This is a genomic window from Leifsonia williamsii (genome assembly GCF_030433685.1).
Classification (GTDB): Bacteria; Actinomycetota; Actinomycetes; order Actinomycetales; family Microbacteriaceae; genus Leifsonia; species Leifsonia williamsii.
Window position 1 is genome coordinate 1 of sequence record NZ_JAROCF010000001.1, and the last position, 25255, is coordinate 25255.

Here is a 25255-nt window from a genome sequence, read left to right on the forward strand (position 1 = left end):
CGTTCGACTGAAAATCGAAAGGTCACCGGATCGATGCCGGTCGGAGCCACGGAAGAGAACCCCCGGATCCGTTGCGGATGCCGGGGGTTTCTCGTTGCTGCCCAGGTGTGGGCGAACGACGAAGGCGGGTGCGGCCGCACCGGCCGCACCCGCCTCCACTCGTCACTCGTCAGGCCACGCCGTTGCCCACGGGGGCGATGAGGCGGTCGGCGAACAGGCGGCTGACCGCGACGCCGTCGACCTCGAGTGCCACGTCCATGTTCGGCGGCAGCTTCTTCGGGTTGGTCCGGAGCATGTCCTGCTTGCCGTTCGTGTTGTGGATGTACATCTCGAACTCGACCGGCGAGGCGTTGTACTCGGCCTCGATGTGCAGGGGGTAGGTCTGCATCAGCGTGCGGTCGAAGGCGTGCATGACCGTCAGCGGGTCGTGCAGCCAGAGCGCCGTGTGGTCGGTGGGGATGCCGACGGCGGTGTAGATGAGCTTCTCCTGCGGCGGCCACAGGTCGAAGATCTTCGTCGCGAGCTTCGCCGTGGGGCTGTCGCTCGTGCGGATCCGCTCCAGGTCCTCGTCCAGCAGCGGGGCACCCAGGGTGACGTCGATCGGGATCAGGCTCATCGGCATGCCAGAGCGCAGCACGAGCTCGGCGGCGATCTTGTCGTTGTTGAAGTTGTACTCCTCGATCGGGGAGCGGCGGACGCCCTTCTCGTCGACGATCGGCACGATGACGCCGGCCATCATGATGAGTTCCTTGATGTTGTCGACGACCTTCGGCTCCTTGATGATCGCGTGCGCGATGTTGGAGACCGTGCCCAGGGTGACGACGGTGATCTCGCCCGGGTTGTTCATGATCGTCTCGATCATGAAGTCGACGGCGTGCTGCTCCTCGTACGCCGGCTCCTCGCCCGGCTCGAGGATGCCGTCGCCTTCGAAGCCGAACATCAGGGCTTCGTCGCGCATCGGGACGCCGATGCCCTTGAACACCGGGATGTCGCTCCGGCCGGAGATCTCGAGGACCTTGGCCGCGATCTGGGCGCGCAGGTGGGTGTCGCCGTAGCAGGTGGTGACGCCTTCGACGATCAGCTCGGGGCTCTGGGCGGCGAACATCACGGCGACGGCGTCGTCGTAGTAGGTGCCGATGTCGGTGTCGAGGATGATTCGGGTCTGTGCCATGGGGGGTTCCTTTCGTTTCAGCGCAGGATCAGGTTGAGGACGGTCGCGACGGCCAGCGCGGCGCAGAGGACTGCGCGGGCCGCGTTCTGGCCTCCGCGGAGGATGGTCGGAGGGTTCATCGGCGTCAGAAGTCGTACTGGTCGACGTTCTCGGAGTCGAACACGATCGGCTTGCCCGCCTGGACGATGCCGCCCTTCTCGACGGTGTACTCGCCGAGCTTGCCCGCGGTGAACGTGTCGCCCTCCTTGCCGGTGATCTCGCCCTTCTTAAGGGCCTCGATCGCGTAGGTGGCGACGCGGCCCATGTCGGCCGGGTCGAACAGGACGAACTTCTTGATGGTGCCGTCCTTCAGGTACGCCTTGGTGGCGTTGGGCATGCCGATCCCGGTGAGCGCCACCTTGCCGGCGAACGAGGAGTTGCTGATGTAGCGCGCCGCCGAGGCCGTCCCGACCGTCGAGGTCGAGATGATGCCCTTGAGGTTGGGGTTCTTCTGCAGGGTGGCGGCAGTCTTGTCGAACGACTCCTGGTCGTCGTCGTTCCCGTAGAACTTCTCGACCACCTTGAGGCCGGGGTGGGAGTCGGCGACGTACTTCTCGATGCCGCTGATCCACGCCTTCTGGTTCTTCGCGTTCGGCGAGGCACCGAGGATCGCGAACTCGCCGTTCTCGCCGACCTGCTCGATCAGGAGGTCGACCATCGCCTTCGACAGGCTCATGTCCGGCACCGGCGACACGAACAGGTCGCGGTACTCGGGCGCGACGTCCGAGTCGAAGGTCACGATCTTGGTGCCCGCCTGGCGGGCGGTCGACAGCGCCTGGCCGAGCGCGCTGGGGTCGCTGGCCGACAGGACGATGCCCGACTTGCCCTGCTGGGCGAGCGTGTTGATGAAGGGGGTCTGCGCGTCGGCGGCGCCCACCTGCGGGCCCACCTGCGTGTACGACCCGCCGAGGTCCTTGGTGGCCTCCTTCGCGCCCAGGCCGGCCTGGTCGAAGTACGGGTTGCCCAGCATCTTCGGCAGGTAGCCGATGCTGAGGTCGTCCGAGGACCCGGCGTCACCGGCAGAACCGGCGGCGCAGCCGCTCAGCGTCATGGCCGTCGCGGCCGCGATGGTCGCCAGGACGGCGGTCAAGCGTCTCTTCGTCGAGAATGTGCTCATTTTCTTACTTGCCTTTCAGTGCAGGGACTCTGCCGGGCCAGTCGGCACGGCGTGGTGTCGTCGCGCAGAGGCGAACGTCTGTGCGGCCTGTGCGATGACAGGCGGGAGGACCACCGAGGCGACCAGGAGGCCGCCGACGGCGATGTTGATGGAGTCGTCGGAGCTGTTGAGGAAGCGCAGCGTGCTCTGCACGATGCCGATCAGCAGCACGCCGCCGATCACTCCGGCGATGCGTCCGCGGCCGCCGAAGATCGAGACGCCGCCGAGGACGATGCCCGCGATCACCGCCAGCTCCAGTCCGGTCGCGTTGTCGCCGCGCGAGCTTCCGTAGCGGAAGGTGTAGAAGACCCCCGCGATGCCGGCGAGCAGCCCGCTCAGCAGGAAGAGGGTGAACTTCAGCCGCACCGTGCGGACGCCCGAGAAGCGCGCCGTGTCCGGGCCGCGTCCGACCGCGAAGACCGCTCGTCCGAACGGGGTCGCATGCAGGAGCGTCGCGAAGACGGCGATGGCGATGAGGACGAGCACCATGATCAGCGGGATGCCCGTACCCGGGATGTTGGAGTTGGCCAGCAGCTTCACCTGGACCGGGAAGTCGGTGACCGACTCCGTCCCGAGCATCCCGACGGCGATCCCCCGGAAGAGCGCGAGCGTTCCGATGGTGACCGCCAGGGACGGGAGCCCGACGACCGCGACCAGGACGCCGTTCACCACGCCGACGACCGCGCCGCAGAGGATCGCGGCGGCGATGGCGACCGGCAGCGGCACCCCGTGGGCGAACAGCCAGCCCAGCATGACGTTGCTGATGCCGACCGCGCTCGCCACCGAGAGGTCGATCTCGCCGGAGACGAGCACCAGGGCGACCGGCAGCGCGCAGAGCAGGATCGGCGTGAGGTCGAGCAGGAGGTAGCTCAGCGTGAGCGGCGACGCGAAGTGCGGCACCGAGGTCACGGCGATGATCGCGACGATCGCGGTCACGGCCCAGATCATGGTCTCGTGGGTGAGGATCGTCCGTCGCCACAGCGGCTCGCCGTGGGCCGGATAGACCCGCTTCCGCACGGCGACGGGCGGTGCGATGCGTGTGTCAGTCATGTTCGTTCTCCCTGATCGCGGACAGGCGGCGACGACGTCGGAGCGCCAGAAGTCGGTCGAGCACGATGGCGCCGATGATGAGGAGGCCGACGACGGCCTGCTGCCAGAAGTCCGGGACGCCCATGATGGGGAGCGCCCGGTTGATGGTGATGAGCAGCACGGCGCCGATCGCGGCGCCCCAGACGGTCCCCGAGCCGCCGAAGATGGCGACGCCCCCGAGGACGGCGGCGGCGACGGCGCTCAGCTCGAGGCCGCTGCCGGCCTGCGAGTCGACGGCGCCGTAGCGGGCCGCGTACATGAACCCGGCGAGGCCGGCGATCGCGCCGCTCGCGACGAAGACCAGGAAGACCCGGCGCTTGCCGCGCAGCCCCAGGAGCGTCGCCGCCTGCGGGTCCGATCCGATCGCGTAGAGCTCGCGGGCGGTTGGCCGCTTGTACATGTACCAGGCGACGACGACCACGAGCAGCACGGCGATGACGCTGAGGTTGGGCAGGGACAGGAACCCGCCGACGCCGAAGCGCAGGAAGTCGCCGGGCATCTTCGCGGCGCCGATCACCTTCCCGTCCGCCCAGAGGACGTTGATGCCCCGGAAGGCGTAGAGGGCGCCGAGGGTGACGACGAGGGCCGGGGCGCCGAGGACGGCGACGAAGAAGCCGTTGACCGCTCCGGCGACCGCGCCGAGGAGGACGGCCATCAGCGCCACGAGGATGGGCGGCGTACCGGGCTGGTTGGCGAGCGTGCTGGCCGAGAGCCAGGCGCCGAGACCGAGCACGGACCCCGACGAGAGGTCGATGTTCCTGGTGATCAGGACCACCGCCTGGCCGACCGCGAGCAGCACCAGCAGGGCCGGTGTCAGCAGCAGGTCGCGGACACCGTCGGCGCCGAACAGGAAGTGCGGGTTGGATGCCGTGGTCGCCGCGATCACGACGATCAGGGCGACGACGACGGCGGTCTCCCTGGACAGCGCGACCGCGCCGACCCGGCGCGCCCACGGCGCGCCGAGAGAGGGTTGTGTGATCGACACGTCAGTTCTCCGTTCCATGTGTCGCGGCGTACATGACGGACTCCGCGTCCGCCGTCTCGTGGCCGAGCTCGGCGGTGATGCGCCCTTCGCGCATCACCAGCACCCGGTCCGCCATCCCGAGCACCTCGGGCAGGTCGGACGAGATCATGAGGATGCCGACGCCCTGGCGGGTGAGGTCCGCGAGGATCTGGTGGACCTCCGCCTTCGTCCCGACATCGATCCCACGGGTGGGCTCGTCGACGATGAGCACCCGCGGGTTGGTCGCCAGCCACTTGGCCAGGACGATCTTCTGCTGGTTGCCGCCCGAGAGCGTCCCGGCCCGGGTGTCGAGAGCGCGTGCCTTGACCTGGAGCTTCGAGAACCAGTCCGCCGAGACCCCCTCCTCCCGCGCGCTGCGGATCAGGCCGAACCGCGCGAGCGCCTTGCGGACGGCCAGGGCGGCGTTGCGGGCGAGTCCGAACTCCAGGATCAGGCCCTGGCTCCGCCGGTCCTCCGGGACCAGGCCGAGGCCCATCTTGATGGCGGCGCCGACGTTCAACCGGGGCACCGCACGGCCCGAGAGGGTCACCTCGCCGGCGTCGTAGGCGTCGACGCCGAAGACAGCGCGGGCGACTTCGCTGCGCCCGGCGCCGACGAGACCGGCGAGGCCGACGATCTCACCCTCGCGCACCTCGAAGTCGATGTCGTGGAAGGTGCCGAGGGAGGTCAGCCCGCGGACTTCGAGGAGCGTCTTCCCGCTCCGTCGCTCGCCGCGCGGGTAGAGGGAGTCGACGTCCCGTCCGACCATCTGCCGCACGACCTCCCGCTCGGAGGTGTCGGCGATGGCGGACGTCGCGACCCACGCGCCGTCCCGCATCACGGTGACCGTGTCGCAGAGATCCCACACCTCTTCGAAGCGGTGGGAGATGAACAGGATCGCGCAGCCCTCGTCGCGCAGGCTGCGGGCGATCGTGAAGAGGCGCTGGACCTCCGCCGGGCTCAGGGCCGCGGTCGGCTCGTCCATGATGAGGACGCGCGCGTTGATCGAGATGGCCTTGGCGATCTCGATCAGCTGCTGATCCGCGATGGACAGGCCGTCGGCGATCCGGTCGGGGTCGAGGTGCACGCCCAGGCGTGCGAAGAGGGCGCGCGCCTCCCGCCGCATGCGGCCGCGGTCGACGTTGCCCGATCGCGTGAGCGGCGTCTGCCCCATGAAGATGTTCTCCATCACGGAGAGGTCGGGAAGCAGCGTCGGCTCCTGATAGACGACGGCGATGCCGGCGCTCTTCGACTGCGCGGTGGAGTCGAAGACGACGGTCTCGCCGCCGAGGGACATGGTGCCATCGTCGGGCTGGTGCACGCCGGCGATGACCTTCACCAGGGTGGACTTGCCAGCGCCGTTCTCGCCCATCAGCGCGTGCACGGCCCCGGAGCGCAGCGTCAGCTCGCCGTCGCGGAGCGCCTGGACGGCGCCGAACGACTTGGCCACCTGACGCAGCTCGAGCACCGCGGCCCCGCCGGGCAGTTCGGGTGTCAGTTCGTCGTTGAACATGGGGAGGAGCTCCTACTCGTCCAGATCCGGATGGCAGCCGCAGGACTGCCCGATGGTGAGTTCGGCGGGGACCGCCCAGTGCAGCTCCGCCTGCTCGTCGGCGAACAGCCGGCGCAGGGCCGCTTGCGCGATCACCTTGCTCGGCTGCCGCACCGACGTGAGGGTGGGGCGCAGGACCGTGCCCTGCGTCGTGCCGTCGATGCTCGTCACGGCGAGCGCCTGGGGGACGGCGACGCCGTCGTACATGGCGGCGGCGATCACACCGCGCGCCTGGTCGTCGCTGGCGCAGAAGACGGCCTCCGTGTCGGGAGCGGTCTTCCGCAGCTCGGTCCATGCGTCGCGGCCGCCCTCGAAGGAGTACGGGTGGCGGAGGACCGCCGCCGGCTCGTGCCCCGCCGCCTCCATCGCGCGCCGGAAGCCCGTGAGGCGGTCGTCGCTGACGAAGGTGCTCTCGAGACCGGTCAGGCACGCGATCCTGGTGTGGCCATGGCCGACGAGGTGCCGGGTGGCGAGCTCTGCCGCCTCGGCGTGGTCGATGCTCACCGAGCGGATCTGCGCGGCCGGGTTCGGACGGTCGACGACGACGAGCGGGATGCCCGCGTCGACGGCCGGCTGGAGGGAGGCTCGTTTGCTCACGCCGATGAACACCATGCCGTCGACGCGGTGGCGGATGAAGCTCTGCACGTATTGGGACTCCCGGCGGCTGTTCTCGGCGGAGTTGCCGAGGAAAACCAGGCGGCCGAGCTTGGAGGCCTCCTCCTCGACGGCGAGCGCGAGCTCGGCGAAGAAGCTGTTCTCGATGTTCGGCACGATCATCCCGATGGTGTGCGTACCGCTGCCGGCGAGGGACTGCGCCATGGGATTCGGGCTGTAGCCCAGCTCTTCGATGGCCGCGAGCACGCGGGCACGGCGTTCGGGGCTGACGTTCTTGGGTCCGCCGTTGACGACGTAGCTCACCACGGCGACCGAGGTCCCGGCCAGGCGGGCGACGTCCTCACGGCTCACGGCCTTCTTCACAGGACCACCTCCGCGAACGACGGGTAACCTTCGGCGGCGCCGGCGAAGCGGACGGACGCCGAGCCGGCACGCACGGCGTGCTCGACCGCGCGTCCCAGCGACTCCCCACGGGCGAGGTGGGCGGCCAGGACCCCGACGGTGGCGTCTCCGGCCCCGGTGGTGTCGACGATGTCGTCCACCCGCGGCGCGGGGACGTGAAGCACGTCGGCGCCCTCCGTGTACACCGCTCCTCGCGCGCCGAGCGTGACGACCACGCTCCGGACCCGCTCGCGCAGCTGCTTCGCCAGCTCGACGCCGTCCGTCTCGACGGTGTCGAGCAGCTGCGCCGCCTCGACCTCGTTGACGACCAGCGGGTCGGCCCAGCGGATCGCGCCGCCGATCGACGTGACAGGCGCGAGGTTCACGACCACCCTGGTGCCCAGGCGCCCGGCCGTGTCGATGACGAGGCCGGTCACCTCCGGGGGCAGCTCCCCCTGGACCACGACGACCTCCGCCCGCACGATGGCGTTCTCGAGCTCCGAGAGCGGGAGGTCGCCCGCGGCGTTCGCTCCGGAGTTCACCACGATGAAGTTCTCGCCGCTGACCTCCCGCACCACGAGCGCCGAGCCGGACGGGACACCGGCGACCGCGATGACACCGGAGACATCGACCCCCAGCACCTGGAGCCGCTCGAGGATGCCGCGCGACTGCGCATCGTCGCCGATGAAGCCGATCAGGGCGGACCGTGCGCCGGCACGGGCGGCGGCGACCGCCTGGTTGGCGCCCTTGCCGCCGACGCCCTGATTGAGCGAACGCGAGATCACGGTCTCGCCACGGCGGGGAAGGATATCGACGCAGACCTGGTGGTCCAGATTGATGGATCCGATGGTCAAGACATCGACGGTGTCCGGAAGCGGCATCATTGCTCTCCTGAAGATTTCTACGCATTTGCTACGCGCGTAGATGAGACGGTAGCAGCGGCCGAGCACGCCTCCCCCTCTCGGGGAGGGCAGGACATCCGCAAAGCGAACATCGCGTCGGGATGGGCCGGAGCGTCAAAAGGAAAACCCCCGGTCGGTGTAGGAATCCGGGGGTTTCGATGGGGTTGCGAGAACCTTCGGCTACGACGCCGCCGGCCGGCTCAGCAGATCGGCGTGGTGGATGGCCGCCACGTTCGGGTGCGCGCGCAGCCGGTACCGCAGGGCGTTGTCGCCGTAGGTCTCGAGGATCGGGCTGTTCGTCGGGTCGGACGAGAGCCCGCGCGCCTCGGCCTGCAGCTCGGCCGGCAGTTCGAGGCGCGGGACCGTGGAGTCCAGCGCCGGGTTGAAGAAGAAGGGGATCGAGATGCGGTCGGTCCCGATCCTCGGGGACTCGACGCGGTGCAGCGTCGCCTTCAGGTACCCGTCGGTCGCCAGCTCCAGCATCTCGCCGATGTTGACCACGAACGCGCCGGGGATCGAGGGGGCGTCGATCCAGTCGCCCTCGTGCTCCACCTGCAGGCCGCCCTTGCCCGGCTCGACGAGCAGCAGGGTGAGCACGCCGCCGTCGCGGTGGGCGCCGACACCCTGCTGGGCGACGTCGTCGCTCGTGCCCGGGTAGCGCACGATCTTGATCAGCGAGAACGGGTGGTCGGCGAACGCCGCGTCGAACACGTCCGCCGGCGAGCCGAGCGCCACCGCCCAGGTGCGCAGCAGACGCAGGGCGAGCGCGCTCAGCTCTTGGCGCCAGCGCGTGATCGCCGCCTCCAGCTCCGGGAGCGCTTCCGGCCACAGGTTCGGGCCCTCCAGCCGCTGGAAGGCCGGGCCGCCGTCCACCGTCGCGCGCTCCTCGCCGATGTCGATCTGCTCGCGCCAGTCGACGGCACCGTTCGTCAGCTCTTCGCCGGTGCGGGTGTAGCCGCGGAACTGGGGGCTGTGCACGTTCTCGATCGCCAGCTTGTCCGCCTCCGGCAGGGCGAAGAAGCGCCACGAGACGTCGAGCACCTCGTCGATCAGCTCCTGCGGGATGCCGTGACCGACGAGGTAGAAGAACCCGACGTCATGCGTGACCTGGCGCAGCTTCGCCCGGAACTCCGACGCGGCGGCCTCCCCCTGGTCGAGTTCGGAGATGTCGAGGATGGGAAGCGAATCGAGTGACATGCGTCCATCGTCGCAAAGTGCTCGACGGATTTCCGCTGTGTTACCGACGGGCCATCGGCATCCGACTAGGCTCCCCTCCATGACGGGTCGGGTGCACGTGATCGGCGCGGCCACCTCTGCCGGGGCGCACGGTCCCGGGCAGGAGCTGGCTCCTGCCGCCTTCCGCCGGTACGGCCTTCTCGCCGGGCTGGCGGAGTCCGGCCTGGAGGTCGTCGATCACGGCGACGTGGTGACGGCCACGATGCGGCCCGACCCTGGTCATTCCGGTGTGGCGGATGTGGATCGTGTCATCGAGGCCGCCCGCACCGTGTCGCGGAGCGTTCAGGAGGTGCTCGAGGCCGACCCCACCGGGCGGGTCCTCGTGCTCGGCGGTGACTGCACCATCCAACTCGGCGTGATCGCCGGGGCGAAGGCGGTGCAGGGCGACTCGGTCGCCCTGGCCTATATCGATCTGGACTGCGACCTCACCTCTCCCGCGAACGGCAACGGCATCGCCGACTGGATGGGCGTCACCCACCTGCTGGACGCACCCGACGCGTACCGGCCGCTGTCGGGCATCGACGGGAGGCCGCCGTTGCTGACGGCAGACCGGCTCCGGCTCATCGCCGCCGACCGCGCCACCCCGTATGAGCAGCGGCGGCTCGACGAGCTCGGTCTGATCCGTTACACCTCGGAGCAGGTCTCGGCGAGCACGACGGACGTCGCCGCGGAGCTCGGCGCGTGGGCCGACGGCGTGGACCTGCTGTCGGTGCACGTGGACGTCGACGTGCTCGACCAGACCGCGTTCCTGATCGCCGAGGAGCAGCGCGACGTGCCGGGGCTGAGCCTGGCGACGCTCGATCGTCTGGTCTCGGCGCTCATGGCGCACCCGGCTGCTCGCGTCCTCACCATCACGGAGGTCAATCCCAGCCGCCCGCCGGACCCGGCAGCGGCGTTCGGCGCTCTCAACGACCTCGTGATCGCGGCGCTCGCCCGTTAGACAGGGCTCTCGCTCCCCCGCGGTTCCAGGATAACGGGGCACACCCCTCTTGCAGCAAGACCCCGGTGGTGGTCCAGAATCGTCAGGCTCTGCACGCCGGAAGGACCTGATGACCGCTGCTCACCTGTATCCGTTCGCCCTCGACGCCCACCCCACCAAGGCCGATCCGGCCCTCGTCGGCGACGACGTGCGGCACTTCGCCCGGCTGGAGCGGAGCCTGTCGGCCGAGCTCGAGGCGCTGGAGCGGCGGCTCGCCGTCGTGCTCGCGACGGCCGCCGAGGGCCAGGACGCGTACGAGCGCGATCTCGAGGTGCGGCGCCTCACGCAGCGCGCGGGGCTGTTGCGCAGGTACGGGCCCGACCTGTGCATCGGTCGGCTGGTGAGCGAGCAGGGGACGCTGTACATCGGCCGCATCGGCGTGACCGACGACGATGGCGACCGGCTGCTCGTGGACTGGCGCACCCCCGCCGCCGAACCCTTCTTCGGTGCGACCCGGGCCGAACCGATGGGCGCGCGGTCGCGCCGCCGGTACCGGTGGACCGACCGCCGGATCACCGACTACTGGGACGAGGCCCTCACCGACGACGCGTCGGAGCCCACCGCGGCCCTGGACGACCAGTCCGTGTTCATCGCCAGCCTCGGCGCTTCGCGGACCCGGCGGATGCGGGACGTGCTCGGCACCATCCAGGCCGACCAGGACAGGATCATCCGGGCGAGCGGGCGCGGCACCCTGGTGGTCGACGGCGGCCCCGGCACCGGCAAGACGGTCGTGGCGCTGCACCGCGCCGCGTACCTCCTGTACTCCGATCCGGTGCTGCAGAGCGGTCACGGCGGCGTCCTGTTCGTCGGGCCATCGCACGCCTATACCGACTACGTCGCTGACATCCTGCCCGGGCTGGGCGAGGAGGGCGTCCGCACGTGCACGCTCGCCGACCTGGTGCCCGGTGGTGACGCGGCGGGCCCCGAGGCCGACGCGCGCGTCGCCGCTCTGAAGGGCGACGCCCGCATGCCCGGCGCCGTCGAAGCCGCGATCCGGCTGGCGGAGCGGCCGCCGCGCCGCCCGACGGTCATCGACACCGCCTGGGGCGAGGTGCGGATCGGGCAGCGGGAGTGGGCGGAGGCGCTGGGAGCGGCGGATCCGGCCGCGACGCACAACGACGCCCGCGGCGAGATCTGGAACGCGCTGCTCGACCTCGTCGTCGACGTCGTCGCCGCACACCGCGGAGACGGCGGCGCGCGACGCGACGGGCCGTGGGGCGATGAGGGCTGGGGCGACGCCGGCTGGGGCGACGCCGGCTGGGGCGACGCCGGAGCGGGCTGGGAGAGCGAGGAGCGCCGGGGGTTCGACGACGAGGAGCAGTTCGACGCGTACGGCCTCGACCACGCGGACGCCGACGCCGACGCGATCCGGCGCGGCCTCACCGAGGACACCGAGCTGCGTCGCGAATTCGACACCGTGTGGCCGCTGCTCGACCCCGCCGCCGTCGTCCGCAGCCTGTGGACGTCACCGGACCTTCTGCTGCGCTGCGCATCGTGGCTGTCGCCCGAGCAGGTGGCCCTCCTCCAACGTCCGTCGTCCAGCTCCTGGACGCTGTCGGACCTCCCGCTGATCGACACCGCCCTCCAGCGCGCGGGCGATCCGCAGCGGGAGGTGCGGCGCCGGCGGGCCGAAGCCGCCGCGGCCGCCGACCGCGCGGTCATGGACGACGTGGTGCAGAACCTCATCGCCGGCGACGACTCCGAGCTCAAGACGATGTCGATGCTCCGCGGCCAGGACCTCCGCGGGGTGCTGGACACGCTCTCCACCCCGGTGGCGTCGGGCACCGAGCTGCTGGCCGGGCCGTTCGCCCACATCGTCGTCGACGAGGCCCAGGAGCTGACGGCGGCGGAGTGGGGCATGCTCCTGCGTCGCGTCCCCTCCCGCAGCCTGACCGTGGTGGGCGACCGCGCGCAGGCCCGGCACGGCTTCCCCGAGACGTGGGAGGAGCGGCTCGCCGGTCTCGGGCTGACCGATGTGACGGTGGCGACCCTCTCGGTGAATTACCGGACGCCGGCGGCCGTCATGGCGGAGGCGGCTCCCGTCATCCGCGCCGTGCTGCCCGACGCCAACGTTCCGACCTCGATCCGCGACAACGGCCTCCCGGTCCGACGCGCCGCCCGCTCCGAGCGCGACCGCATCCTGCGCGACTGGCTGGCGGAGCACGACGAGGGAACCGCCTGCGTGATCGGAGACGCCTCGTGCGCCGGCACCGAACGGGTCCGCTCCCTCAGCGCCGTCGAGGCGAAGGGACTCGAGTTCGACCTGGTGCTGCTGGCCGACGACTCCGGCCTCGACGGCCTGTCACGCGGTGCGATCGAGGCAGCGGTCAACCGGTATGTGGCCATGACGCGGACGACAGGGGAGCTGGTGCTCCTCGGTGATGGGTGAGCCCGAGAGGTGCTCGTCGACGGCTACCGGCGCTCCTCCGCGTCGCCCGCGATCAGCGTCCCCGTCATGACCCGCGCCGCCCGGCGGGCCGCGGCGATCACGGCCTCGTCGGGTGCGTCCGTGGCGGCGGCCGCCTGCACCGCCGCATTGATCGACAGGAGCGCCATACGGAGCAGGACGACCGTCTCCGGGGTGCGCTCAGGGAGGTGGTGGCTCAGGTCGTCGGCGAGCCGCGACAGGCCGGCGCCGACGCGGGGCTCCTCGCCCTTCGGGGTCGATCCGGCCAGCAGGAGCGGGTTCGCGGCGAGGAAGCGGATGCCCTGCAGCTTCTCGGCGGTGAAGGAGTCGACCCACCGCAGCACCGCGTCGGTGATCAGGGTCGGCGAGGGCGGTTGCTCCCCCACCCAGGCGAGGAGCTCCTCCACCTCGTCTCCGCGCTGATCGAGGAGCGATTGGACGATCGCCTCCTTGCCGTCGAAGTAGTAGTACAGCGATGCCTTGTTGATGCCGACCTCGTCGGCGATCTGCCGCAGGGAGGTCGCCTCGTAGCCCTGCTCGGTGAACAGCCGCAATGCCACCCGCTGCGCCGCCTCGCGGGTTTGCGCCCCGCGATTGCGTGCGGCGGACTCCTGTCGCTCGCTCATGCCCTCACTCTACCTACCCGGCGGTAGACAATCTACCTATCGGTAGGTAGATTGAGGCGACACGCGAGGAAAGGCGACGTCCATGGCCGAATACACCGTCATCCGGGAGTACCCGTATCCGATCGAGGAGGTGTGGGCCGTCCTGACCGAGCCGGAGCAGGTCGCACGGTGGACGACGACCGGGCAGGGCGGCCGGCCGGAGGGCTTCGCCGCCGTGCCGGGAACGAGCTTCCGGTTCGTCGGCAAGCCCACGATGGGCTGGGCCGGGGTGGTCTACTGCGAAGTGATCTCCGTCGACGGTCCGCGCTCGCTGCACTACACGTGGAGCGGCGACGAGGACTCCGACGATGTCACCGACGTGACCTACCTGCTCGAGGAGACGCCGGAAGGGACGCGGTTCACCTGGCACCACACGGGCTTCACGGGCGTGGGCGGCTTCGCGATGTCGAAGCTGCTCGGCAGCGTCCGGAAGAAGATGCTCACCGAGGGCGTGCCTCCGGTGCTGGAGGCGTACCACCGGGCAGCGCGCTGATGCTCCACGACCCCAGCGGAGCCGCCCGCAGCACGGCGGCGATGCCCGCCTGCTCGAAGGCGCGGCGCGTGTCCTCCGCTCCGTAGGCGAAGTGCTCCCAGCCGTCCTGGTGGGCGACGACGACGTGGGGCGCGCCCAGGATCTCCGCGGCGGCGGCCAGGCGGTCGGGGGTGAAGGTGAGCGGGCGGTCGTCGTAGCGGTTCGGGACGTGCGCGCCGCCGCCGTTGAGGAGCGCGACGTCGATCCGCGGGAACCGGCGCACGACCTCCACCACCGCGGAGAGGGAGGCGTTGTCGCCGCCCACGTAGACCGTCGGGCCACCGGGGGCCTCGATGACGAAGCCGTCGACCTCGCAGGTGACGTAGCCCTCGGGGGTCACCTCGTCGGCGGGGCCGTGCAGCGCCGGGGTGGCCGTGATCGTGAGGCCGGCGGCGTGCGCGACGCTCTCCCAGCGGGCGAGGCCCCGGGCGTTGGGACGTCCGAGGTCCGCCGCACCGCTCGGCGTGGTGAGCACGAGCGGCGCGGCCAGGGCCAGGTCGCGTCCGCTGTCGTCGAGGTTGTCCGGGTGCTGGGTGTGGCTCACGAGCAGGACGTCGATCGGGCCGAGCGCCGACGCCGGGAGGGTCGGGCCGGCCGTCTTCCGGAGGTAGCCGTGGTCGCCGGGCGGGTCGAACGTGGGGTCGACGAGGATGCGCACGCCGTGGATGTCGATGACCGTCGTGGGGCCGCCGATGACGCCGACGCCGACGCCGAAGGGAAGGCGGTCCGCGCCGATGGTGCCGGGGTTCGTGGTCGTCATGACGTCAGCATGCCACGGCGGGCACACTCTGTCGGCGGTCAGCCCGTCACTCCACGATCAGCGCCACCCCCTGCGGCCCCAGCTCCAGCCCCGTGGCCGACGCGCCGGTGAGGAGGTCCGTGCCCGGCAGGTCGAGCGTCACCGGGCTCGGCGAGTGGTTGATCGCGGCGAGCACGTCTCCGCGCTGCACCAGCTCGACTCCGGCGATGGACGGGCGGCGCTCGACGGACGCGGCCGTCAGGACCGCGTCGAGGAGGCGCGCCAGCGGCTCCGGGTCCAGGCGGGTGGCGATGTACCAGGCAGAGCCCTCGCCGTGGGAGCGACGGGTGATCGCCGGGTGTCCGGACAGGGGGCCGTGGTCGAACACGGCCTCCACCTCCGCGGCCTCCGCCCGCACGTACTCGGCCCACTGCGCAGCGGACGCGGCCCCGCCGATCACGTCACCGCGCACGGCCACCGCGGGCGGCTCACCGCCGCCGGTCGCGGCAAGATCCGGTGCGGCCGGCGGCGCGAACTCCTCGATCCAGACGCCCAGCGTGTCGCGCAGCGGGCCGAGGTAGCCGCCCGTGCGGACGTGGAGGTGCGGGTCGAGCACGCCGGTCAGGAATCCGACCACGAGGGTGCCGCCGTCGCGGGCGAAGCGGTCGAGGGCCTCCAGAGCCGGGTCGCCGGCGACGAAGAGCGTCGGGGCGACGACGGCGCGGTAGCCGGTGAGGTCGCCGCCCGCCCGGACGAAGTCCACCGTGACGCCCGCGGCGGCGAGCGCCGCGTACCAGGAGAACACCTCCTCCAGGTAGCTCGTCCTCGCCGGTGACGCCTCCTGCTCGACGGCCCACCAGGAGTCCCAGTCGAAGACGATGGCGACCTGCGCCGGGACCCGGGCGCCGAGCAGGCCGGGCCGGGTCGAGAGGGCGCGCAGCTCGCCGCCGAGCTGCTCGACCTCGCGGAAGACGCGGGTGTCGGTCCCGCCGTGCGGCACCATGCCCGAGTGGAACTTCTCGGCCCCCGCGACCGCCTGGCGCCACTGGAAGAACAGGATGCCGTCGGCGCCGCGGGCGATGCTCTGGTACGACCACGCGCGCATCTGGCCGGGCAGCTTGGCGGCGTTGCGCTCCCGCCAGTTGACCGCTCCCGGCGACTGCTCCATCAGCAGCCAGGGCGCTCCGCCGCCGAGCGAGCGCATGAGGTCGCGCTGCATCGCGGCGTACACCGGCGAGCGCGGGTCTGCGGGGTCGGGGTAGGAGTCGTCGGACACGACATCCACCTCTTGCGCCCACGCCCAGTAGTCGGCCGGCTTGAAGAACCCCATGAAGTTCGTCGTCACCGGCACGCTCGACCGTGACCGGATGATCGCCTTCTCCATCCGGAAGCAGTCGAGCAGCTCGTCGGAGCTGAACCGATCGAAGTCGAGCAGCTGGGTCGGGTTGCGGAAGGTCGGTGCGGCGCGCGGCGGCAGGACCTCGTCGAACGAGTCGTAGTGCTGCGACCAGAACGCCGTGCCCCAGGCGTCGTTGAGCGCGTCGACGGTCGTGTACTTCGCCTCCAACCAGCGCCGGAAGGCCGCCGCCGAGGCGTCGCAGTAGCAGTGGCTCACGTGGCAGCCGTACTCGTTGTTGATGTGCCAGAGCTCGAGGACGGGATGGTCGGCGTAGCGCTCGACGATCGCCTCCACCAGCCGGGCGGCGTAGCGGCGGTACACGGGCGAGCTGGGGCAGTACGCCTGGCGGCTGCCCGACGAGAGGGTGACGCCCTCCGCGGTGACGGGCAGCACCTCCGGGTGGGCGATGGCGAGCCACGGCGGCGGGGAGGCGGTCGCCGTCGCCAGGTCGACGCGCACGCCGCCGGCGTGCAGCAGGTCGAGCACCTCGTCGAGCCAGGCGAAGTCGAACTCGCCCTCGCGCGGCTCGATCCGCGCCCAGGAGAAGATGCCGACCGACACCAGGTTCACCCCGGCCCGGTTCATCAGCTCGACGTCGTTGCGCCACACCTCGGGCGCCCACTGCTCGGGGTTGTAGTCGCCGCCGTATGCGAAGCCGCCGGCCAGCACTGCGCCGGTCACTCCTTCACGCTCCCGCTCGCGAGACCGGTCGTCCAGTACCGCTGGAGGAAGAGGAACGCGATGACCAGCGGGATGATCGAGACCAGGGAGCCGGTGATGACCACCGAGAACAGCGCCTGCGAGCCTCCACCCGCCGCACTGGTCGCCTGCTGCTGGGCGAGGCCGACGGTCAGCGGGTACAGGTCGGAGCTGTTGAGCATGATCAGCGGGAGGAAGTAGTTGTTCCACGTGCCGACCAGCGCGAACAGGAACACGGTGACGATGCCGGGCGCGAGGAGGCGGAGGCCGATCTGCCAGAAGATGCGGAACTCCCCCGCTCCGTCGACCCTGCCCGCCTCGATCATCGAGTCGGGGATGGCGTCGGCGGCGTAGACCCGCATGAGGAACACGCCGAAGGGGCTGACCAGCGACGGCACGATCACGGCCGCCGGGGTGTTCGTGATGCCGAGCTGGCTGAACATCAGATAGGTCGGCAGCGCGAGAGCGGTCAGCGGGATCATGATGGCGCCCAGCACGACGCTGAACATGAGGATCGCACCCGGGAAGCGGTACTTGGCGAACGCGTATCCCGCCATCGTCGCCAGCAGCGAGGCGCCCACCGCGCTCACGAGCGCGTACACGAGCGTGTTGATCGCCCAGTGGGTGTAGATGCCGTTCTGCGCGGTGAAGACGGCGCCGATGTTCGAGAACAGCTCGAAGGTGTGCCCGAAGGCGAAGCCGAACGTCGTGAACAGGTCGGCGTTGCTCTTGGTGGAGGCGATGAACAGCCAGACGATCGGCAGCACGAAGTAGAGGGCGCAGATCCACAGCAGCACGGTGAGGAGCGTGCTGCGCCGGGTCTCGCGGTTGTACGCCTTCACCCTGCCGCCCGCGCGGTCTCTCGGCGCGGGGGCCGTGCCGGGAAGCCCGGCACGCGTCGCGGTCTCAGTCATTGCGCGCCTCCTTGCGCTGGGTGGACAGCTGGACGACGTACGAGACGACGGCGATCACGATCCCGAGGAGGAAGGCGATGGCCGCCGCGTAGTTGACGTCCTGGTTCGTGAACGCGAGGTTGTACGCGTAGTAGTTCGGCGTGTAGCCGTTGTCGATCACGTTGGGCGCGATCGCGTGCAGCAGGCTCGGCTCGTTGAAGAGCTGGAAGGTGCCGATGATCGAGAAGATGACGGTCAGGATGATCGCGGGCCGGATGCCGGGGATCTTGATGCTCCACGCCACCCGCCACTGGCTGGCGCCGTCGATCTCCGCCGCCTCGAACAGCTCGGTCGGGATCGACCGCAGCGCGGCGTACATGATGATCATGTTGTAGCCGACGAAGGCCCAGGTGACGATGTTCATCATCGACCCCAGCATGTTCTGCGCGTTCAGGAGGTCGGGGGCCGCGAGCCCGACGGCGCGGAAGGTCTGCGCGATGGGGCCGAAGTCGTTGCCGTACAGATATCCCCACATCAGCGTCGCGACGACGCCGGGGACGGCGAACGGCAGGAAGATCAGCAGCCGCAGCGCGATGGAGCCGCGCACGCGCCCGCTGTCGAGCGCGAGCGCGAAGAACAGCGAGAGCGCGAGCATGATCGGCACCTGGATGACGAGGAACAGCGCCATCCGGCCGAGTCCGGCGAGGAAGTCGGGGTCGGTGAAGGCGCGCACGTAGTTGGCGAACCACGCGAATGTCTGGCCGCCGATGAGCTGCGTCGTGAACAGGCTGAGATAGCCCGAGTAGAACAGCGGCAGGAGCAGCATCAGGACGAAGACGAGCATGAAGGGCGCCACGAACAGGTACGCGGCGCGGTTGAGCCGCCTCTGCGTGGCGCTGCGCCGGGGGCGCTGACTCGCGGCCTCCCGCGCGCGCACCCGGCCGGGTGCGGCGGACTGGGTCATGATGAACTCCCTTGTTCGATCGGGGGCGCCCAGGCGGCGGCGGGAGTCGCCTCCCGCCGCCGCCCCGCGCTACTTGTTGACGGAGAAGCCCTGCTGCGTGCCGTACTTCACGAGCGCCTGCTGCCAGGCGTCGAGCCCGGCCGAGAGGTCGCCCTTGGCCGAGAGCGCCTTGCCGACGGTCTCCGTGTAGCTCGAGTACGCGTAGTCCATGTAGGGCAGCCACTCGAACTTGGTGTCGACCGTGGTGGAGATGCCGGCGAACAGCTCGTTGACCTTCTGGCCTCCGTAGAACGGCGCCTGCTGGTCGACGAACTGCGGGTCCTTCAGCGTGGCCGTGGAGGTCGGGAACAGGAACTGCTTGTTCGCGAACATCAGCGTCGACTCCGCGTCGTTGTTGATGAACTTGGCCAGCTCGTACGCGGCGATCGGGTTCTTCGTCGTCTTCAGCACGGCGTCGGACGAGCCGCCCCAGTTGCCGGAGGCGGGCTTGGCGCCCGGCGTCTGCGGCAGCTCGGCGGCCCGCCAGAGGCCGGAGGTCTTCGCCGCCGTGCCCTGCAGGAACACCGGCGCCCAGGCCGCGGTCAGCCAGCCGGCGTACTTGCCGTTGGCGAGGCCCTGGTACCAGCTGTCGGTGAAGTCGGGGTCGGTGGAGACGTAGCCCTTCTGCACGAGGTCCTGCCAGTATGCGGCGACCTTCTTGGCCTCCGCGCTGTTGACGTCGACCGTCACGCCCTTCTTGCCGTCGTAGCCGAACGGCTTGACGCCGGCCTGCCACAGCAGCCCGAGCATCTGGCCGGCCTGGCCGGAGGCGAGGTTGGACATGAAGACGCCCGTCTTCTCCTTCACCGTCTTGGCGTCGGCCGCGTACTCGTCCCACGTCTTCGGCGGGGTGGTGACCCCGGCCTTGGCGAGGATGTCCTCCCGGTACAGGTTGCCCATGGGGCCCGAGTCCTGCGGGATGGCGTAGACGGCGTCGCCCTGCTTGACCTGGTTCCAGACCCACGGCACGTACTGGTCGCCGAGGTCGGACGCGCCGTAGGGGGCGAGGTTCAGGAGGCTGTCGGTGACGGTGAACGACGAGATGTACTGGAACTCGACCTGCGCGACGTCCGGGGCGCCCTTGCCCGCCTTCAGCGCGGTGCGCAGCTTCTGGTAGTGCGGAGCGCCCTGGCCGACGTTCTCGACGTTGACCTTGATCGCGGGGTACTTCTTCTCGAAGAGCGCCACCTCGTTCTTGATGTCGGGGACCCACGTCCAGAAGGTGAGGGTGGTCGGCGTCTTCATCGCCTTATCGATGTCGGCCTGCGAGACCGGCTTGGTGTCGCCGGTGGAGCCTCCTCCGCCTCCGGTGCAGCCGGTGAGTGCGAGTGCGACGGCCAGAAGGCCGGTACCCAGCGCCACTGCTGTTCTCGGAGCTTTCTTCCTCATGATCGTTCTCTTTCTCTTGGTGTTCCTTCTCACGCGTGTGAGTCGGCGACCTCGAACACGGCGACGCCGCGCGGTTCGAGGGAGTAGGTGGAGCCGGCGGCGAACCGCTCGCCGGTCTCGACGTGCACGGCGTCGGCGGGCACCGTGACCACGTGCTCGGCGGCGGACCAGTTGTGGAGGAAGACGAGCCTCCCGGCGCTGGTCCGTCCCGTGCTGACGGTCACCGGGCGGTCGGTGCGCCAGGTCGCCGCTGCGGTGTCGGGCACGAGCCAGCGCGCGAGGCTGCGCGCGAACGGCTCGTTGGGGACGGTGCCGACGTAGGTGACCCGGCCCGCGCCGAAGGCGGCGGTGGTGACGGCGGCCTCCGCACCGAGCTCGGTCGGCCGGTAGGAGACGACGGTCTCGGCGCCCTCGGGGTGCAGCACGTCGACCCAGGCGGTGGCCTGCGAGCCGGGCTCCAGCGCGAAGCCCCCGGCGGCGGTCACGTCGAGCGGCTCGGCCAGGTTGCTGTACTCGTCGTACCAGACACCCGCGGCGTCGTGCAGCCGGTCGGGCGCGACGCCCCTCCTGGCCCGGGCGAGCTCGTCGCCGTAGCCGGTGCGGATGCCGAGGACGAGGTGGCCGCCGGCCTCCGCGTAGGCGCGCAGGGCGTCGAGCACCGCGTCGTCGGCGACGTACTCCGCCGCCGCGACCAGCACGGGGTACCGCTTTACGAGGTCGACGGCCGAATGCTCGACGAACTGGCGGGTGTGCTGCACGCGGACCTGCGCGCCCGCCTCGCTGAAGCCGCGGTAGAAGGCGTCGACGATCCGGGCGTAGGAGCGCCGGTCGGCCTCCCCCTCGTCCGTGGCGAGCGGCGGGTAGAACTCGAACGACCACGTGGTGTCGGTCGAGTGCAGCATCAGCACGTCGGCGTCCGGCTCGAACCCGTCGAGCGCGCTGCCGAGGCGCTTGAGGCTCGCGCCCAGCTCGGCCACCTCCCGATAGATCCGGCCGGGCACCTGGCTGTGCGGCAGCACGCCGCCCCAGTACGTCTCCACACCGAAGTGGAGGGTGTGCCAGTGCCAGTACTCGACCATCCGGGAGCCGCGGGCGACGAGCGCCAGCGCCGCCTGCTTGATCTGGCCGGGGTACGGCGGCTGGTTCTGCCAGGGGCCGCCGATCGACTGCGCGTTGGTCTCGGTGACGAGGAAGCGCTCCTGGCGCGACGAGTAGGCGCGGTCGGCCCACTGGAGGAGCGCCCAGGGCCCGGTGTGCCACCAGTCGGCGCGGCGCGGGAGGTCGACGTCGGCCGAGAGGCCGTCCTGCATCAGGTAATACGGGTTGCCGGCCGTGATGTCGAGGGAGGCCGCGAGCTGGTCGTCCGAGATCTGCGGCCGGGAGTACGAGATGCACGTCGTGACGAACTGGTCGTCGCGGGCGTACTCGCGCACGATGCCGGCCTGCCACGCGATCAGATCGGTCGCCTGCTCGCCCTGGAAGCGCCTCCACTCCAGCTGGTACTGCGGCATCAGGTTGCCGCCCGGCCGCCACAGCTCGCTCCACTCGGCGATGCGGTGCGACCAGTAGACGAGTCCCCACTCCTCATTGAGGCGCTCGACCGTGCCGTAGCGGCGGCGGAGCCAGGCGACGAAGGCCTGGAAGGTGCTCTCGTTGTGCGGCAGGTTGTTGCCGGGCTCGTTGTCGACCTGGTAGCCGATCACGGCCGGGTGGTCGGCGTAGCGGACGACGACCTTGCGGATGATCCGCTCGGCGTACCAGCGGTAGACCGGAACGGACTGGTCCATCTCCTGCCGGGCGCCCCAGCCGTGCGCGTGCCCCTGGGCGTCGACCGACGCGATCTCGGGGTGGAGGGTCTGCAGCCATGGCGGGATCGCGTAGGTCGGCGTGCCGAGGATGACCGCGATGCCCCGCTCGTGCGCCGCGTCGAGCACCGGCTGCAGCCAGTCGAGGTCGAACTCGCCGTTGCGCGGCTCCCACGTCGACCACACCGACTCGCCGACGCGGATGACGGTGAACCCGGCCTCCACCATGAGGTCGAGGTCGCGCTCGAGCGTCCCCTCCTCCTGGTACTCCGCGTAGTAGGCGGCTCCGAAGAGCACACCGGGGAACGTGGGGTTCAGCGTCATCGTCGACCTTCCGCATCATTGCGCCGTGTCGTCGACGGGTCTCCGCCAGCGCGGATGTTGTCGACAACATTTTGAGTTGTGAGCAGAATACACAGCGCCGACCCCGCCCACAACAGTCGTGACGCGACCGTTACCGGAAGGGTCCGGGGACGGCCTAGCGGGAGGCGTCGGCCGGCTGGGCGACGGCGGTCGACCCGCGCGCGACGAGCTCTGGCAGGTGGTAGCGGGGCACCTCGCCGATGTCGCCGCCCTCGATCTTGGCGATCAGCATGTTCATCAGGTACGCGCCCTCCCCCTCGAAGTCGAGGCGGATGGTCGACAGCGGCGGGAGGTGGAAGCGCGACTCCGGCGCATCGTCCATGCCGATCACGCTGACCTCGTCCGGCACCCGGATGCCGCGCTCCGCGAGGCCGTAGATCAGACCGATCGCCATGCTGTCGTTGGCCAACGCGACGGCGGTCGCCTCCGCGGGCAGCTCGGCGGCGGCCCGGTAGCCCGACCCGGCCGACCAGTCGCCCTCGTACTCCCAGACCACCTGCAGGCCGCGTTCGGCCGCGACCTCCACGAAGCCCTGGCGGCGCTGGTTCGCCGCGATCCACACGGGAGGGCCGCTGACGTAGGCGACGCGCCGGTGGCCGAGCTCGGCCAGGTGCTCGGCGGCGAGCCGCCCCGGCAGCGCGCGCGGGTTGAGGCTGGTGGACGAGAGCCCCTCCGCCGAGTCCATGGCGATCGGGATGTCGAGCCCGCGGCTCTCGATCGCCGCGCGCACGACGTGCGTCTGCGCGGTCGCGAACACCCCGGCGATCTGGTGCTCCATGATCACGTTGAGCGCCTCGTCCACCGATTCGCCGTCCTCGCCGTTCATGGAGGCGATGTCGAGCACGTAGCCGCGGGTGCGCGCGGCGGTCGTTGCTCCGGCGACGATGCGGCCGGGGCCCGACAGCTCCATGCGGTGCGCCAGGATGCCGATGCGGTTGGACTGCCGCGACCGCAACCAGCGCGCGGCGCCGTTGGGGCGGTAGTTCAGCTCGTCGAGCGCCGCCTGCACCTTCTCGCGGGTCGTCGGCCGGATCCCCTCGAACCCGTTGAGATACCGCGTCACCGTCTGGTGCGACACGCCCGCGAGGCGAGCCACGTCGTAGATGGTGGCGCGCTTCATGTGACGCAGTCTAGCCACAGGCCGCGGGCAGGCGGCCGCCGCCCTCCCCCGATCGCCGGCCGAGCACGGCCGAGCCGCTGTACGGGCCTCCCGGCCCCTCGGCGAACCGGAGCACATTGCGGCCGCCGGCGGTATCGAGCCGGTACCGACCGGCCGCGAACGGGTCGTAGCCGTCCACCGGCAGCGGGCCGGCGCACGGCGGGACGTAGTGGAAGCGCCAGCCGTCCCCCTCCAGGAGCCGGATGCTGCGGTGATGCCACGTCGTCGTCATGACGACCACCCGGTGGCCCGGCACATCGAGCGGACGGTACGCGTTCACCGTGGTGAACGCGGCGGCGACCAGCAGGACATACCCGACGGGGAACGCCGCCAGGAGCAGCAGGGTGGAGAGCACCCGCGCGATCACGCGCAGCACACGCCAGGGGATGCGGTGGGCCAGAACCGCTACCTGCACGAGCGCGACGAAGCCGCAGGCCGCGGCGGCGAGCACGAGGAGCATGCCCGCCTGGATCGCGTCCGGGGCGCCCGCCGGGCCGATCAGCAGGACGTCCGGGCCGGCCGTGCACAGGCCCACGCCAGCGGCCGCAAGCGTGACGGCGAGCGCGGCGGGCGTCCAGGGCAGCAAGGTGGAGGCGCGCATCCCGCCACTCTCCCGGCCGGTGGGTCGCGGGGGCATCGGGCGCGAGAGGGAGAGGGGTCGGTCGGAAGGAGGGATCTCCGCCGCGTACCCGCTGTACAGTGCCGCCCGGGGGTATCGATGAACAACTGCAGCCAGGGCGGAGCGTCGTGACGTTCTTCACGCAGGAGCCGGAGCCGCGCGGTGGCCCGCAGGAGGCATCGGCGGCGGAGGGACGCCGCTCGGCCGTGCACGGCTTCGGCGCGGTGGGTCTCGTGGCGCTCCCGATCATCCTGATGGTCGCGTACGTGCTGGCGGCGTTCCAGGGCTGGCAGGCGACCGATGCCGAGCAGGCCGCCGTCGATCAGAAGGCGTTCCCCCTCCTGATCACCGCGGGCGTCGTCATGGGCGTCAGCGCCGTGACGGTCGTCGTGCTCCGCGCGGGTGTGCGCGGGCGGTTCGCCGGGGGCACCGCGTGGGTCGTGCTCGCCGTGCTCTCGGCTCCGATCGCCGCGTACCTCGTGTTCGCCGGGTTCGCGAGCCTCGACCGGGGGTGAGGCGCTGAGCCGTCGGGTCTAACCGACGGTGTCGGCCGGCACGCCCTCCTCCGCGTCGGCCGTCGCCAGCGCTCCCGTCTCGGACTCGGGGCGGCGCAGGACCATCCAGCCGTCACCGGGGCGCAGCGTCAGCTCGCCGTCGAAGCCGGGCGCGTGGGCGAAGAACGTCGCGCCTCCCGCTCGTCCGGCCGGGCCGCCGAAGACGGCCAGCAGCTCCTCACCCGCGGGAGACCGCAGGACGTACGCGCGCTTGGGGGCCAACGTTGCCCAGTCCTCGACGCTGTCGACCACCTGCTCGCCCGAACCGACGACCTCCGCACCCACGGCCACCCTCATCTCTCCGCTGCCGACAAACACGGCCGGGACGCAGCGGCATGCGGGCGCATGCGGAGCGGTCGGCCGACCCCACTGTCCGCCCGTTCTGCGGCGAGCGCAACGGGCTCATGCGCGGCCGGGTCTCAGCGGGGAGCGCGCGCCACCACCCGGAACTCCTCCAGCACCAGCTCGGTCGCGGCGGTCGCCTCCGGCCAGACCGACAGGTGGGCGTCGCGCCAGGCGGCCACCGTGTCGAGGCCCTCGCCCTCGGCGTGCGCGTGGTGGGCGTCGACGTCGTCGAAGCTGCGGAGGCGGACGCGGGTCACCTCGATGATCGCGATCGCCGCATCGGCGGAGTCGACCAGCCGGTAGAGCGCTCCGACGGTGGGGAGGGGCTCCTGCTCGGCCGCGTAGTCCGCCAGGAGCGAGGTGGTGGCCGTCTTGACGCCGGTGAGGATGCGGCGCGTGAGGTCGTCGCGCTCGGGGCCCGGGCGGCCGATGGTGGAGGCGGGGAGGCTGCGCGCCCGCTGCGCGAAGTCCAGCGCGGCGGAGGCTGGTCCGGGGCGGGTCATGCATCCGAGCCTAGGGGCGGGCAACGGTCCGGGCCCTGGGCCGATTCATGAAGACCAT

General features: G+C 70.9%; 23 protein-coding genes. 4 read left to right on the plus strand and 19 right to left on the minus strand.

Annotated features, from left to right (window positions below; genetic code table 11):
- Positions 1 to 169: 169 nt before the first annotated feature.
- The 8 genes from P5G50_RS00005 to P5G50_RS00040 form a co-directional block, all read right to left on the minus strand.
- Positions 170 to 1171: a nucleoside hydrolase gene (locus tag P5G50_RS00005; RefSeq protein ID WP_301209635.1), complete on the minus strand. Its 1002-nt coding sequence runs from the start codon at positions 1169 to 1171 to the stop codon at positions 170 to 172.
- Positions 1172 to 1295: 124 nt separating this feature from the next.
- Complete coding sequence (locus tag P5G50_RS00010) at positions 1296 to 2300, minus strand: rhamnose ABC transporter substrate-binding protein (protein ID WP_301209636.1); 1005 nt, start codon at positions 2298 to 2300, stop codon at positions 1296 to 1298.
- Positions 2301 to 2342: 42 nt separating this feature from the next.
- Entirely contained in the window at positions 2343 to 3416 is a 1074-nt protein-coding gene (locus tag P5G50_RS00015; protein ID WP_301209637.1) for an ABC transporter permease, read from the minus strand.
- Positions 3409 to 4440, minus strand: coding sequence for an ABC transporter permease (locus P5G50_RS00020; protein ID WP_301209638.1), 1032 nt, complete (start codon positions 4438 to 4440; stop codon positions 3409 to 3411). Before P5G50_RS00020 ends, P5G50_RS00015 begins: the two co-directional genes overlap by 8 nt.
- Before the next feature lies 1 nt (position 4441).
- A complete protein-coding gene (locus P5G50_RS00025; RefSeq protein WP_301209639.1) occupies positions 4442 to 5971 on the minus strand; it encodes a sugar ABC transporter ATP-binding protein in 1530 nt (509 codons plus the stop codon).
- A 12-nt stretch (positions 5972 to 5983) separates the two neighbouring features.
- Positions 5984 to 6976 (minus strand): LacI family DNA-binding transcriptional regulator, encoded by a 993-nt coding sequence (locus P5G50_RS00030; RefSeq protein WP_301209640.1) that lies wholly within the window; start codon positions 6974 to 6976, stop codon positions 5984 to 5986.
- Positions 6977 to 6984: 8 nt separating this feature from the next.
- On the minus strand, positions 6985 to 7860 hold the full coding sequence (locus P5G50_RS00035) for a ribokinase (RefSeq protein WP_301209641.1): 876 nt from the start codon (positions 7858 to 7860) through the stop codon (positions 6985 to 6987).
- Between the two features lie 228 nt (positions 7861 to 8088).
- Positions 8089 to 9105 (minus strand): isopenicillin N synthase family dioxygenase, encoded by a 1017-nt coding sequence (locus P5G50_RS00040; protein WP_301209642.1) that lies wholly within the window; start codon positions 9103 to 9105, stop codon positions 8089 to 8091.
- Between the two features lie 79 nt (positions 9106 to 9184).
- Between P5G50_RS00040 and P5G50_RS00045 the strand changes: the two genes are divergently transcribed.
- Entirely contained in the window at positions 9185 to 10084 is a 900-nt protein-coding gene (locus P5G50_RS00045) for an arginase family protein (protein WP_301209643.1), read from the plus strand.
- Positions 10085 to 10193: 109 nt separating this feature from the next.
- A complete protein-coding gene (locus P5G50_RS00050) occupies positions 10194 to 12512 on the plus strand; it encodes a HelD family protein (RefSeq protein WP_301209644.1) in 2319 nt (772 codons plus the stop codon).
- A 23-nt stretch (positions 12513 to 12535) separates the two neighbouring features.
- On the opposite strand, the gene P5G50_RS00055 is transcribed toward P5G50_RS00050, so the two are convergent.
- Positions 12536 to 13156 (minus strand): TetR/AcrR family transcriptional regulator, encoded by a 621-nt coding sequence (locus P5G50_RS00055; RefSeq protein ID WP_301209645.1) that lies wholly within the window; start codon positions 13154 to 13156, stop codon positions 12536 to 12538.
- 82 nt (positions 13157 to 13238) lie between these two features.
- Here P5G50_RS00055 and P5G50_RS00060 point away from each other — a divergent pair, with 82 nt between their 5' ends.
- Positions 13239 to 13688 (plus strand): SRPBCC family protein, encoded by a 450-nt coding sequence (locus P5G50_RS00060; protein WP_301209646.1) that lies wholly within the window; start codon positions 13239 to 13241, stop codon positions 13686 to 13688.
- Here the strand turns inward: P5G50_RS00060 and P5G50_RS00065 are convergent.
- The 8 genes from P5G50_RS00065 to P5G50_RS00100 all read right to left on the minus strand — a co-directional run bounded on the left by P5G50_RS00065 (position 13636) and on the right by P5G50_RS00100 (position 23777).
- Positions 13636 to 14487, minus strand: coding sequence for an MBL fold metallo-hydrolase (locus P5G50_RS00065; RefSeq protein ID WP_301209647.1), 852 nt, complete (start codon positions 14485 to 14487; stop codon positions 13636 to 13638). The two genes, P5G50_RS00060 and P5G50_RS00065, sit on opposite strands and share 53 nt — an antisense overlap.
- A gap of 46 nt (positions 14488 to 14533) precedes the next feature.
- Positions 14534 to 16546, minus strand: coding sequence for a beta-galactosidase (locus P5G50_RS00070; RefSeq protein ID WP_301209648.1), 2013 nt, complete (start codon positions 16544 to 16546; stop codon positions 14534 to 14536).
- Positions 16543 to 17478, minus strand: coding sequence for a carbohydrate ABC transporter permease (locus P5G50_RS00075; RefSeq protein WP_301209649.1), 936 nt, complete (start codon positions 17476 to 17478; stop codon positions 16543 to 16545). The genes P5G50_RS00070 and P5G50_RS00075 overlap by 4 nt, the downstream gene beginning before the upstream one ends.
- The gene (locus tag P5G50_RS00080) at positions 17471 to 18421 is read right to left on the minus strand and encodes a carbohydrate ABC transporter permease (protein ID WP_301209650.1); all 951 of its coding nucleotides are present in this window, start codon (positions 18419 to 18421) and stop codon (positions 17471 to 17473) included. The genes P5G50_RS00075 and P5G50_RS00080 overlap by 8 nt, the downstream gene beginning before the upstream one ends.
- Positions 18422 to 18490: 69 nt before the next feature.
- Positions 18491 to 19822, minus strand: a complete 1332-nt coding sequence (locus P5G50_RS00085; RefSeq protein ID WP_301230548.1) for an ABC transporter substrate-binding protein — start codon at positions 19820 to 19822, stop codon at positions 18491 to 18493.
- Between the two features lie 56 nt (positions 19823 to 19878).
- Complete coding sequence (locus P5G50_RS00090; RefSeq protein WP_301209652.1) at positions 19879 to 21978, minus strand: beta-galactosidase; 2100 nt, start codon at positions 21976 to 21978, stop codon at positions 19879 to 19881.
- Positions 21979 to 22132: 154 nt separating this feature from the next.
- Positions 22133 to 23137 carry a LacI family DNA-binding transcriptional regulator gene (locus tag P5G50_RS00095; RefSeq protein WP_301209653.1) on the minus strand — a complete coding sequence of 335 codons (1005 nt, stop codon included), beginning with the start codon at positions 23135 to 23137 and terminating at the stop codon, positions 22133 to 22135.
- A gap of 10 nt (positions 23138 to 23147) precedes the next feature.
- Positions 23148 to 23777 (minus strand): hypothetical protein, encoded by a 630-nt coding sequence (locus P5G50_RS00100; RefSeq protein ID WP_301209654.1) that lies wholly within the window; start codon positions 23775 to 23777, stop codon positions 23148 to 23150.
- 146 nt (positions 23778 to 23923) lie between these two features.
- Here P5G50_RS00100 and P5G50_RS00105 point away from each other — a divergent pair, with 146 nt between their 5' ends.
- Positions 23924 to 24310 (plus strand): hypothetical protein, encoded by a 387-nt coding sequence (locus P5G50_RS00105; RefSeq protein WP_301209655.1) that lies wholly within the window; start codon positions 23924 to 23926, stop codon positions 24308 to 24310.
- A gap of 18 nt (positions 24311 to 24328) precedes the next feature.
- Here P5G50_RS00105 and P5G50_RS00110 read toward each other — a convergent pair whose 3' ends face one another.
- Positions 24329 to 24634 carry a hypothetical protein gene (locus P5G50_RS00110; protein ID WP_301230550.1) on the minus strand — a complete coding sequence of 102 codons (306 nt, stop codon included), beginning with the start codon at positions 24632 to 24634 and terminating at the stop codon, positions 24329 to 24331.
- A 134-nt stretch (positions 24635 to 24768) separates the two neighbouring features.
- A complete protein-coding gene (locus P5G50_RS00115; protein ID WP_301209657.1) occupies positions 24769 to 25197 on the minus strand; it encodes an ASCH domain-containing protein in 429 nt (142 codons plus the stop codon).
- Positions 25198 to 25255: the final 58 nt, after the last annotated feature.